This window comes from Carboxydothermus islandicus (assembly GCF_001950325.1).
Classification (GTDB): Bacteria; Bacillota; Z-2901; order Carboxydothermales; family Carboxydothermaceae; genus Carboxydothermus; species Carboxydothermus islandicus.
On record NZ_BDJL01000001.1, the window covers coordinates 71,991 to 84,717 of the forward strand.

Annotated in this window: 11 protein-coding genes; all 11 read left to right on the forward strand. The window is 39.5% G+C overall.

The window, feature by feature from the left end; translation table 11 throughout:
• The first annotated feature begins 189 nt into the window (after positions 1–189).
• Complete coding sequence (locus ciss_RS00465) at positions 190–1,866, forward strand: multiheme c-type cytochrome (protein ID WP_088775843.1); 1,677 nt, start codon at positions 190–192, stop codon at positions 1,864–1,866.
• A gap of 109 nt (positions 1,867–1,975) precedes the next feature.
• Positions 1,976–3,316: an LCP family protein gene (locus ciss_RS00470; protein ID WP_143298444.1), complete on the forward strand. Its 1,341-nt coding sequence runs from the start codon at positions 1,976–1,978 to the stop codon at positions 3,314–3,316.
• 17 nt (positions 3,317–3,333) lie between these two features.
• Entirely contained in the window at positions 3,334–4,365 is a 1,032-nt protein-coding gene (locus tag ciss_RS00475; protein ID WP_075864369.1) for a glycosyl hydrolase family 28-related protein, read from the forward strand.
• 73 nt (positions 4,366–4,438) lie between these two features.
• Positions 4,439–5,536, forward strand: coding sequence for a FlgD immunoglobulin-like domain containing protein (locus ciss_RS00480; protein WP_075864370.1), 1,098 nt, complete (start codon positions 4,439–4,441; stop codon positions 5,534–5,536).
• Positions 5,536–5,970, forward strand: a complete 435-nt coding sequence (gene fabZ, locus ciss_RS00485; protein WP_305764285.1) for a 3-hydroxyacyl-ACP dehydratase FabZ — start codon at positions 5,536–5,538, stop codon at positions 5,968–5,970. The genes ciss_RS00480 and fabZ overlap by 1 nt, the downstream gene beginning before the upstream one ends.
• Positions 5,971–6,052: 82 nt before the next feature.
• Positions 6,053–7,099: an MraY family glycosyltransferase gene (locus tag ciss_RS00490; protein WP_077177372.1), complete on the forward strand. Its 1,047-nt coding sequence runs from the start codon at positions 6,053–6,055 to the stop codon at positions 7,097–7,099.
• 66 nt (positions 7,100–7,165) lie between these two features.
• Positions 7,166–8,254: a CDP-glycerol glycerophosphotransferase family protein gene (locus ciss_RS00495; RefSeq protein WP_075864371.1), complete on the forward strand. Its 1,089-nt coding sequence runs from the start codon at positions 7,166–7,168 to the stop codon at positions 8,252–8,254.
• An 18-nt stretch (positions 8,255–8,272) separates the two neighbouring features.
• The gene (locus ciss_RS00500) at positions 8,273–10,225 is read left to right on the forward strand and encodes a DUF5693 family protein (protein ID WP_075864372.1); all 1,953 of its coding nucleotides are present in this window, start codon (positions 8,273–8,275) and stop codon (positions 10,223–10,225) included.
• Complete coding sequence (locus ciss_RS00505; RefSeq protein ID WP_075864373.1) at positions 10,203–10,937, forward strand: WecB/TagA/CpsF family glycosyltransferase; 735 nt, start codon at positions 10,203–10,205, stop codon at positions 10,935–10,937. Before ciss_RS00500 ends, ciss_RS00505 begins: the two co-directional genes overlap by 23 nt.
• Positions 10,934–11,647, forward strand: a complete 714-nt coding sequence (locus ciss_RS00510) for a phosphocholine cytidylyltransferase family protein (RefSeq protein WP_075864374.1) — start codon at positions 10,934–10,936, stop codon at positions 11,645–11,647. Before ciss_RS00505 ends, ciss_RS00510 begins: the two co-directional genes overlap by 4 nt.
• An 11-nt stretch (positions 11,648–11,658) precedes the next feature.
• A complete protein-coding gene (locus ciss_RS00515) occupies positions 11,659–12,708 on the forward strand; it encodes an iron-containing alcohol dehydrogenase family protein (protein WP_075864375.1) in 1,050 nt (349 codons plus the stop codon).
• Positions 12,709–12,727 lie beyond the last annotated feature (19 nt).

Here is a 12,727-nt window from a genome sequence, read left to right on the forward strand (position 1 = left end):
AAATAAGCAAGGTGTAAATTTATAAAAGAAAAGCTACAACCATAAAAAACCATAAATAACTGAAATAGTATTTATAATTTTTTCCAAAACAAATTATTCCAATATTTCATATGACAGTTAAGTCGAAATATGTTAAAATTGTTACAAAAGTACTACAAAATATAAAAAATTTTGAAAGGGGGTTTTTTCGTGAAGCGTACTGTTTTGATCGTTGCCGGTATACTCGTAAGCCTGATGCTCTTTACCGGCGCGGCTTTTGCCAATAGTACTTATGCTTCACAAACCGGCAAGGCCTGTACTTATTGCCATGCGGACATGGCAGATTTCAGCAAACTTACTTCTGAAGGGCAGGCGTTTAAAAATAATGGCTACAAACTGCCTGCACCTGCTCCGGGCTATTACACCGAAAATGATTTTGCTGCTTCGGTGGACAAGATCTTAGGCAAGACTCTTCAAGTATCTGCACCTACCTCAACGGTAACCCGTCAGGAAGCCTACAAGTACATTGCAACTCTTTTAAATCTCAAGATTAATCCGTCGGAAGTAAATAAGGTGCTGGCCAAGTTTAAGGATTCAAAAGGGGTAAATGCCGCTTACAAAAGCTACGTTGCTATTATGGTTAAAAATAATCTTGTGTCCGGGGACAAATCCGGTAAGGATTATTACCTTAACGCCGGTAAGGTTTTAACCAAAACCGAGGCGGAAGCTCTTTTAGCTAAAGCGAAGACTTTAATGTATAAGGGAGCACCCAAAGAGCGTACTTTTGTCACTTCGGAAAAGTGCAAAACCTGTCACCCAACCGAATATAGTAGCTGGAAAGAAGATACCTATCACAGCAAGATGATTATGAAGCGGGATGAAGGAATTCTTAAAGATGCAGTATTAAAATGGGTTTATGACCAGGACGGTAATGGTACCAACGATGGACCAACCATTGGCAACGTTACCAAAGAGACCTTCTCCATCCTTGATGTTCAGTATGTAGTTGGATCCTACTGGAAGCAACGCTACCTTGTTAAAAATAAGGTTACCGGTGGCTGGCAATTGTTAAACAAGCAGTTTAACCGCATGACCGGCAAGTGGGAAAATTACGGGAATGCCAATGACTGGAACATGATGTGCGCTACCTGCCATACCACCGGATATAAGCTTACTTACTATGACCCGGCCAATCCGGCAACTTCAAAGGCAACCTGGTCGGAACTGAACGTTGGCTGCGAAGCGTGCCATGGTCCCGGCTCGGTTCACGTTTATACCAAGTCCAAGCTTGATATCTGGAATCCGGCCAAGAAAACCAAAGCCGAGCAAACCCGTGCTTGTGGCTACTGCCATATCCGGGTAGAAAATGAAAAGTATAAGTCTCCGCAAGGCAATTACCGGGAAGACCTGCCGGCTCCTGAAGTTGGTAAAACCTTTATGCCCTGGGATGACTGGACCAAATGGTATCCGGAAGAACTTGTAGCACCAGGAATTCAGCCGGAAGATCCCTTTGATAAGAGTTATACCGGAGATTTGGCAGGATTATTTAAGACCGACGTGCTTTCCACCACTTACGGGGTCTATGAAGAAGCCAAGCACCATCAGCAGTATCAGGGCTTCATCCAGTCCAATCACTACAAGAAAAATATCTTAAGTTGCAACGATTGCCATTCACCGCATAAAACTAAGAAAACCGCAACCCTCATAGATCCAAAAGCAACCTGTTCTACCTGCCACGGCAGTGCCTTTGATGTGGAGAAAATCATGCCGGGTACCGCTAAGACCGCCGATAACCTCTATGTCCGGACCCATACCTTCTTTGCCGGACAGACCAGAACAAGCGGTCCTACGGCTACCGGAAAACCGGTATATTATTTTGGCGAATAAAATTTAATAACCTGGGCGGAAGGGGAAGACCTCTTCCGCTTTTTCTTTTTTCTAAGATTTTAATATTGTGGAAGTTTTTAAAATAAAGTAAAATAGATGAGGAAATGAGGTGATAGTATTGGACTCAACTCTGGAAAGGGTACAGAAGAAAATTCAAAATAAGAAAAAGCGACGCAGAAAAGTCTTACTCTTATCCCTTTTAACTTTGCTATTTGTTGTCGGTACTGCCTTTGCCTATTTTTACTTTACGATGAAAGATGTGTTTACTCCCCCGCGAACCCAGGGGAATAACATAGCCATTGCCAGCGAAAAACCCGGGAGGGTAAATATTCTTCTTTTAGGGGTTGACGACCGCCATAGTAAAAACCGCAAAGAGCGGACCGATACCATTATCTTTGCCAGCATTGACAGCAACTTAAAAAAAGTTGTTCTGGTTTCCATACCGCGGGATACGCGGGTAAATATCCCGGGGCACGGCTGGGACAAGATAAATGCTGCCCACGTTATAGGTGGGATAGATTTAACCAAACAGATGGTTTCTGACCTTTTAGGAAAGCCCGTTGATTATTATGTCCTGGTAAATTTTGAAGATTTTAAAAAAATTATCGATACCTTGGGCGGGGTTACCATAGATGTTGAGAAAAACATGTATCACGCAGATGAATATCCCTATACCATTAATCTTAAAAAGGGGCGGCAGCACTTAAACGGGGAAAAAGCCTTAATGTACGTGCGCTATAGAAGTGATGCTTTGGGTGATATCAGTCGTACCCAGAGACAACAGAAATTTTTAAAAGCTTTAGCCGAACAAGCTTTGCAGCCGGGGACGCTTTTAAAGCTTCCCAAACTCATACCGGAAGTTATTCAAATGGTTGAAACGGATATGTCCACCAAAGACCTGATGTCGCTTTTGGCTTTTAGTCGGGAGCTTAACAAAGATAGTATCATTACCCAGACCCTTCCGGGATATTTCTATAACTACAATGGTATTAGCTACTGGCAGGCGGATCTGGAAGCGGCTAAAAACCTGGTAGATATGCTGTTTGCAGGCCAAATAGAACAAAATATCGTTCTTGGTACCAGGGAAGAAAACGCGGGGATTAAAATTGTCAAAAAGAAAAAAACCGTTGTGACTCCAAAGCCTTCAACTACTAAAGAAACCTATGAGGAAAAGCCAACAACTAATAGCGAAACCTATCAGCAAAATCCTGTCAGTTCCGATAACGGAAGTGATGGGAATAATATTCCTACCAATTCAAACAACGAAGGACAAACAACACCTCCAGGGCAAAATAATCAACAAACCACTCCATCCGGTGATTCAAGTAATACTACCGATGGGGCAACTTATCAAAGTAGCCCCGTCGGTTACTCCCCTTCCGCTGAGCAACAAACACCACCCCTAAACAGCATTTCCGATACTACTACAGGGGAAATTTATAACAATTAATCTTCCGAGGGAGTTAGGTGAAGAGGTCAAAAGCTATCTTAACCTTACTGATAGTAGGGGTTTTATGTTTTATTTTCCTACTGGGCTTTAAGTATGAAGATTTTTATCTCACTAAAATATACTGGTTAAATGCTAAGAAGGTTAAAGTTACCGACTTCGGAGCAACACCCGATGATAAATTTTTCGACGATGAAGCCTTTTTTGAAGCTATCCAGGCGGTTAAGAAGCACGGCAAGGGGATAATTTATCTACCCAAAGGGGTTTACTTATTGAGTAAACCTTTATTTTTACCGTCTAATTGCTATTTAATTGGTGAAGATGTCGATAAAACCGTTATTGCAAGGGCCGAAGACTTTAACGAATATTTAGTGATAAATGATAACATTGATGTTCCCGGTTTTAACGGTAATAAAAACATTATTGTTGAAAATTTAACCCTCGATGACCGGCGCGAGATTGTGCGACATTGGGGCGGTGGGGTAGGCTTTGCTCATGCTGAAAATGTCGCAGTAAGAAACTGCCGAATCCTTAATCCTTACTGGCATGGAATAGAATTTAATGCTGTAAATAACGGTTTGATTCAGGGATGTGAAATATTTAACGCAAAGAATGCAGCAATCCAAATTGATGCTTCCACAGCAGAATATGAAGGTTTACAGGGCTATGCCTTTCACGGTCTTTTAGATGAAAAAACTCCCAGTAAAAATATTAAAATTGTTGGCAACTCAATTAAGGGTTGTCTTTACAGCGGGATTAATTTTGCCCACCGGGAGGTAAAAGAACCTTATTCAAACATTATTATTGAAAAAAATTATATTGAAGGAAATAGTGCTTATGCGGCCATTCACAATGAGGCAAGCGTTAAAAATACGGTAATTACTGGTAATACCGTTATAAGTAATGTGGGAATTATTATTGGCAAAACAATAGAAGATATCGAAATTACCAAAAACCAAATTTACACCCGCAAAGGTGCGGGGTTGATTTTTAAAAATCCGGTAAAGGGGTTATATTTTAAAGATAATATTATAGTGGAGCCGGAAACTTAAAAAGCAGGGAAAAAGAGCGTAATGTTGAATATTTTAATGGGGAGCTTTAAGTAGAAACTTGGAGGCAGTTTTAATGAAATTCTGGTTAAAGATTATTTTAATCCAGTTAATTATATTTATGCTTATCTTTACCATTGGCGTTTTTTTTATTGAAGGCGATGTTTTTGACTTTTTTACCCCCGATGACTTAAAGACTTTTAAAGTTTTTGGTCTTGGGTTAAAAAATAATTCGTATAAAATTTATTTTGATTCTCCAATTTTAGCCCGGGGAAAAATAAAAATTTATAATGAGGTAAATGACCTGGTCCGGGAAATAAATTTAGAAAAGATAAAAAAAGGCACTAACGAAGTAACCTGGGATGGTCGGGATAATGATGGTAACTTATTAACCGACAAAAGATACCGCTTTGAAGTTGAAGCAGAGTTATACCATATTCCGGTTTTTCTTTTTCATGACATTAAACCACCCGGCGCGGATGATAAAAATATTTATGCCATCTATCCCCAGACCCTGGACCGGATTCTGGAGTTAATTAAAGAAGGGGGCTTTCAGACCGCTACCGCCGGTGAAATTGCCGATTACGTTGGGGAAAGGAATTTACCTCCTCCAAAACCGGTAGGACTAATTTTTATTGACGGTTATAAAGGATTTTTTAACGATGGGGCGGGCTTACTTAAGGCTTATGATATGAAATTTAGTTTGTTTTTAATAACAGGCTATATTGGTGTACGGCCGGAAATGATGACCTGGGAGGAAGTGCGGGCCGTAAGTCAATTAGGATTGGCTGAGTTTGGGATTGAGGGTCATAAAATTCCGGACAACGGCTTTTGGAGCCAAAAACCGGGGGAGTCGTTAGAACAGTATAAAAGCCGGATTATCAGTGATGTAAATGCCGCCAGAGACCTGGTGGGTAAAAATCTTAACACCGGTGTGGAGGGATTTTTGTGGAAGGCTAAACATAATAATGCTACCAATATGGAAGCGGTACGGCAAAGCGGTATTAAATATCAAGTCCTGGTAAATTACGACTTAGTAAATGAAATTGGCCAGGGAGATATCATTTATGCTTATCCGGTGTTAAAAACTACCGATATTAAAGAAATTGAAAAACGGTTAAATAATATTGTGGAAAGGAAAATAATTTTTAAAGGGGTGTTAACAAGAAAATAATGAGTGAGGCTATTAAAGACATTACAGAAATTATGAATATATTACCCCACCGGTATCCCTTTTTACTGGTGGACAAGATTGTTGAAGTTTTGCCAGGACAAAAAGCAGTGGGCCTTAAAAACGTTACGATAAATGAACCGTTTTTCCAGGGCCATTTTCCCGGAAAGCCAATAATGCCCGGAGTTCTTTTACTGGAGGCCATGGCCCAGGTAGGAGCTGTGGCTATTTTAACCGATGAACGTTATGCCGGAAAGCTTCCGATGTTTGCCGGTATTGATGGAGCCCGTTTTAGAAAGCCGGTATTACCGGGAGATCAGGTGGTTTTTGAAGTTGAACTTTTAAAAATAAAAGGAAGTCTTGGGAAAGCGAAGGGATTTGGGAAAGTTAGTGGTGAATTAGTGGTTGAAGCGGAAATTTTATTTGCCCTGGCTTAAGAAAAGAAAAAATTACTATTGAGAAAAATGCCGAAAATGTTACAATAATCTTTAGGGTTATTTTTTACAGGAGATGATTTAAGTGTTAGTGATTAAAACATTCCAAATATTTATCCTTGCTTTAATTTTAACGTTAATTTTAACTCCCATAATTAAAAAAATTGCCTTAAGAGCGGGAGCAATCGATATTCCCGATGCTCGAAAAGTTCATAAATCTCCCATTCCCCGGATGGGAGGTCTTGCCATTTTTTTGAGCTTTACTGTTACAGTTTTGTTTCTGTTACCAATTGACCAGAAGGTTCTGGCTATTTTGGCAGGAAGTGTTGTTTTAGTAATTTTTGGAATATTAGATGATGTTTATAGCTTAAATCCCAAAGTAAAGCTTTTAGGGCAAATTATGGCAGCTATTATTCCGGTTGCTTTTGGAATCAAAGTAAATTACGTTACCAATCCCTTTGGCGGTTTAATCTGGCTGGGAGATGCTTCTTATTTTTTAACCATTTTCTGGATTGTGGCAATTGTTAATGCCATTAATTTAATTGACGGTCTTGATGGGTTAGCTTCGGGGACCGCTGCTATTTCTGCTGTGTTTATCGGGATTGCAGCTTTGACCCGGGGAAATGAATTTGCTTATTATGCAGCGATTGCCTTAACGGGCGGGGCCCTGGCCTTTTTAAAATTTAACTTTAACCCGGCAAAAATATTTTTAGGTGACACCGGTTCAATGTTTTTAGGATACTGTTTGGGGATTTTGTCGGTTTTGGGTACCGCGAAAAGTCCAACTTTAATTTCAATTTTCATTCCTGTTTTAGTTATGGCTATACCTATTTTTGACACTTTATTTGCGATTTTAAGGAGGTTTTTTGCAGGCCGGCCTATTTTTAAACCGGACAAGGGCCATTTACACCATTGTATTTTAGACCTGGGCTATTCCCAGAGAAAAACCGTTTTGATAATTTATTTATTAAACATTTTACTTGGCATTGTTGCGTTGTATGTAAATCTTTTAACCTTTACTCAGGCAGCATTGCTTATATTAATTATTTTAGGGGCGATAACTTTTGGAGCACAGAAGATAGGAGTGTTAGGGGAAAGTCTCAGTAAGGGAAAAACTATAATTAATAATTAAAATTTTCCAGGAAAGCGTTTTTAGTCCACCCGATAGAGGGTGGATATTTAATTTGGAGGCGAGGTTATGATAGGGTTTTTAATGAATACCAAATTTCACTATACCTTATACGAACCTATAATTAAACATTTAAACAAAAGTGATTACAGGGTTATTTTAACGGAAGGGTATGTTCGCAATGTCCGGGAAGCAAGAAAATTTTTAACGGAAAAAGGAATAGACTTTTGGCAGATGATTGATAAGACCGAACAAAATTTAATTAAAGAAAATATTAAAGTATTTTTAGGTCCGTTTTTCTTTCCAACGGTCTACCGGTTAAAGCCCGAAGCCCATCATTTTCGGATGGTTTATGGTTTGGCAAAAGATGGGTGGAATTATGCCTGGTGGAATATTTTTTTTGATTTAATCTTTGTTTACGGAGATTACGATGCCGAAAAACTTTCCTTTTATGCACCGGTAGTGAAAGCTGGCAATCCCAGATTTGACCGCTGGTTTAAAGGAGAAGTAGTAGAAGATAAAGTCTTGGATTTAGCTAAAGGAAGACCGGTAATTCTTTATTTGCCCACCTACGGGGAGTTATCTTCCTGGGAATATTACCAAAAGGCACTGGAAGATTTAAGTGAACGTTATCTGGTGATTGCCAAATTACACCACGGCCTCAAAGTTACGGCAGGAAATAAGATAGTAATTCTTGATGAATCTGCGGATTTATTAAGTTTACTTAAAATTGCTGATGTGGTTATTTCCGATTATTCGGGGGCAATTTTTGATGCTATGTTAGCGGGCAAAAAAATATTATTATTTAATTTACCGCAAATTCCGGAACACTTAAGTTCAAAAGAAAGCTTGGAAAACATAATTCGCGGCTACTGCCGGCAGGTGAGTGAACCGGCAGAAGTTAGAGGGGTGATTGAAGAATTATTGCATTACGATGCTTTCTTAAGTCAAAGGGAGGCTATGAAAGCAAAAATTTTTAGCAATACTACGGGGAATTCCGGGGAAATTATAGCAAAGACGCTTTATGAGGCCCAAAATCGCGAAAAGAAACTTCCCCATGGAAAGGAACAGCTTTTAAGACAATTGGAACGATTGGCACTGCCGCAACTCATACGTAACAAAAAAATTTACGGTTATTTAAATAAAATTTTTAGCTAAGCGGGGTGGGGATTTAGGGTGAAAAAAGGAAAGATACTTTTAGCAATCTTACTGCTGGTAATTTTTGCTTTTTCAATAATTCTTTTGCCTCCGCGGATTGCTGAAGATGAAAAAAAAGAGACGGGTTTTTACTTGGATTACGAAACTTTAATAAATTTAAGTAGTTACTGGGGTTTAACACCGGAGCAAACCATAGCCAGGCTAAAGAAAACGGGCTTTGTTGGCTTAGCATTGTATGAAGAGAATGGAAGCAGCCAGGAAATATTTAATCAGGAGGCTGGACTTTTTTCGGGAGCTATCGCGGTTGCAACTTTTCCGGAATTCAAAGATTTCATTGAACTAAAAAAACCTTATACTTACTTAATTACCGATAACAAGGAAATTGTTGATTCGGCAATTCACGCGTTAAATGCCCGGAAAATTAAAAATCAATTACAGCAAGTAAATAAAAAATATATTCTAAAAATAAACTATCCGTATAAAAGCACGGAAAAGTTGTTACTGGGATTTAATCCTCAAGGTCTGGAAATAGCCCGGAAAAACAATTTAGATGTTCTGTTATTTATTCCCCAGTGGAGTATCGCAAACGAACAAGAAGTAAAAAATTATCTTTCCTATATAAAAACTTTTTGCCCGGAACCCAGGGTTGTTTTTGCCGATAAGAATTTGCCGGAAAACAACAAATTTACCAAAATTTTTTCCGATACCTTTTTAAAAGAAAACTTTTCCGTGGGGCTTTTAGATGGTATTGACCAGCCTCAAACTAACGCTATTATTAACCGGACAAAGCTTCCTGTTTTTCGGGTACGGCAAGTAACAATAAATACCATTGAAGGCGGCAATATTTTAGCAACTACGGAGGAAAAAATAGAAAGTTTAAAAATTGGCATCAGGGAGCGGAGGAATAAAGCCATTGTTTTTAAAATTCCGGCAAAAGAGTTTAACAAAACCACCGTTCTTGCTTTTGAGACCGTAACTTCAAAAACTTATGAAACGATGAAAAGTTTAAATTATCAATTTGTCCCGGTTAATCCTCTAAAGAAAATACCCGAAAGAAAGCTTGAAAAACTATTATTATCAGTATTGCTCATTGTCTTATTTGGATATTCCCTGGTGCTATTTGATTTAGCAAATATTAAAACCGCTCTAACTTTTACCGTAATTCTACTTATTGGTGGTTTTGTTTTATTTACCTTAAATTTCGATTTTTACATTAAACTTTGTGCCTTTGGTGCGTCCGTATTATATCCGCTAATTGCGCTGTTTAGCATCGATATTAAGAATCCAAATTCTTTTTTAAAGGCACTGGCTTCTCTTGTCATTGTAGTTTTAATCAGTGTTTTTGGAGGCTTTGCGATTTCTGCCTTTTTAACCGGAAATAATTACTTTGTTCATGCCGATTTATTTCGGGGTGTAAAATTATCGTTTCTTCTGCCGGTATTAATATTTGCAATCTATGCCGCAAAGGCTTTGTTAGTACGGGAAAAAAGTTTAAAACAAGTGGTTTTTGAGTATTTAGGTTTAGAATTAAAATTGTGGCAACTGTTTGCGCTAATAATTATTTTCGGGGCCGGTGCTTATTACCTGTTGCGAACGGGAAATACCGCGGAATCGCTGGTGTTACCCGGCGAGATAAAGCTTCGCGCCCTGCTAAATAAGTACCTGTATGTAAGGCCGAGATTTAAAGAATTTGCCATTGGCTATCCCTTGCTTCTTTGGGGATTATGGACAAAAGGAAGACCGGAGATACGGTATATAGCTCTGGTTATTGGAAGTTTAGCACCGGTTACGGTTATCAATACCTTTGCTCACCAGTACGATCCCCTGTGGGTTAGTTTAATTAGAACCGGAAACGGTTTATTATTAGGAAGCATCCTGGGGGTTTTCTTGATAGCTATAAATATGGTGATGGTAAAGCTATTTTTAAAAGGCAGTCAAGGTGAGATAAATGGCGACGATAAAAATTTATGATTTTCCGGTGGCCAACTTAAGTTTAAACGAAGCGGTAAACAAGGTGATAAAATTAATAGAAGAAAAAAGGAAAGCCCATATCATCACTATTAATCCGGAAATGATTTATGCCGCCTTAAATAATCCGAATTTAAAACAATTAATTTTAAACGCCGACTTAATCCTGCCCGATGGGGTGGGGATAGTTTTAGCCGGGAAAATAAAAGGTCAACCATTTAAAGAAAGGGTACCGGGGATCGAACTTATGGAAGGGGTTATCAGAAAAAAAGACAATTTGAAAGTGTATTTAATTGGTGCCAAACCCGGTGTTGCGGAAAAAGCAGCAATTAAGTTACAGGAATTTAACAATACCGTTGAAATTGTTGGTGTTGAAAACGGCTATTTTACCGATGATGAGGGAAAAATCGAACAAATAATTAAAGGCAATCCCGAACTTGTCCTGGTTGGAATGGGATTTCCGAGGCAGGAAATTTTTATCAGAAATTTACTTGCTAAGTCCCCCGGGCCTATGGTAGCCGTGGGAATTGGCGGAAGCTTTGATGTCTGGGCGGGGGTTACCAAAAGAGCTCCCAAATTCATGCAGAAAGCGGGTCTGGAGTGGCTCTGGCGGTTAATTCAGGAACCCTGGCGGTACAAAAGAATGCTGGTTTTACCGAAATTTGCCCTGAAAGTACTGGTTGATTACAAGTTACGGGGGAGGCAAGATTCGTGAAACTTGTTATCTTGGCAGCTGGAGTGGGAAGTAGGCTTTATCCTTTAACTTCCGACCGGCCGAAAGCAATGATTGAGATAAACGGCAAACCCTTAATTGAAAAACAAATTGAGGAAGCGTTAAAAAAGGGAATTAAAGCGGAGGATATTTATGTAGTTGGTGGCTACCAAATTGAGGTTTTGAAAAAAGTGCTGCCGCCAAAGGTGAAGCTTATCGAAAACCCGGATTACAATACCAAAAACAACGTGTATTCGGTGGCTCTGTTAAAAGATCACCTATCCGACGGTTTTATTCTTTTTAATTCCGATGTAGTTTTTGCACCGGAAATATTGGATGAGCTTTTTTTAGAAAATTATCCCGATGTACTGGTGGTAGATGACGTTAACCCGTTAGATGAAGAAGATATGAAAGTAGTTATTGAAAATGGCTTTATAACCCATATCAGCAAAAAAGTAAATCCCCGCGAGGCGCAGGGAGAATATATTGGAATTTTAAGGTTTAGCCGGGATACAGCGCAAAAAGTAATTAATCGCTGCTGGGAAATGGTGGAGGCGGGCGAAGTCAACGGCTGGTACGAAACCGCCTTAAATACTCTTTTACCGGAGTTAAAAATACGACCGGTATCTACCCGGGGATATTTATGGACGGAAATTGATGATTTTAAAGATTTAGAATATGCCCGGGAAATTGCTCAAAAAATCAACTGGTAAGAGGGATTTTTATGCCGTTATTTAACCGGTTTATAAGTTTACCGCTTTTTATCCGTATCGAGGAAAGCCTCCGTTATCATTTAAAAAACGTTATCCGGGAAAGTAATTTTTATTTTGAAAACCCTCTGTTTATAACCGGAGGAGCAAATACCTGGGGGGTTGCGGAAGAAGTTTCCCGGGGTTTTGAGGCGGAAAGAAATAATTTTTATCAGGTAGGAGATAACTCTTTACAGGAAATAAGTAGATTAAAGGAAAAGGTAACTACGGTAACCCCCGATTTGCTGGTAGCTGTGGGGGGTGGACGGGTTATCGATGTGGCAAAAGTGGTGGCAACGGAAAAGTTGCTACCCCTTATTACTTTTCCCACGACCTTAGCTAATGACGGGGTGGTAAGCCCGGTGGCGGTAATCCGGGATGGAGGTAAGCTTCGCAGTATTGGAGTTAACATGCCGGTTGGGGTATTAATTGATTTGCAGGTCATTAAAAACTCTCCGGTGAAGCTATTAAAAGCGGGGATTGGGGACTTAATTTCGAATATAACTGCTTTAAACGACTGGGAACTGGCCTGTCAGAAGGGTAAAGATAAAATGGATGGTTTTGCCTACATGCTTTCGGAAAAAGCTGCTTCATCGGTTTTAAATTATTCGGGAGATAACCTTTTAGCACCGGAATTTTTAAAGCTTTTAGCGGAAGGTTTGGTTTTATCCGGGATTGCGATGGCAATTGCCGGAAGTAGCCGGCCGGCGAGCGGAGCCGAGCATTTAATTAGCCATGCTTTAGATAAACTTTTTGACCGTCCGGCCCTTCACGGTGAGCAGGTCGGGGTGGCAGCGCTGTTTACCGCTGCGCTGCAGGGGAAAAATTTAAAAGAACTTTTAAGCTTCTATCGAAAATTCGGGTTATGGGAAAATCCCCAAAGTATCGGCCTTAACAAACAGCAATTTTTAGAAGCGGTTTACCTTGCCCCTTCTATGCGACCGGAGCGATATACGGTTTTAAACGAAGATGTTGTGCAAAAAGCGGCAGAAATTTACGATGAAGTCTATGGTAATTTGCCATAATAAGGCAAAACTATTATAA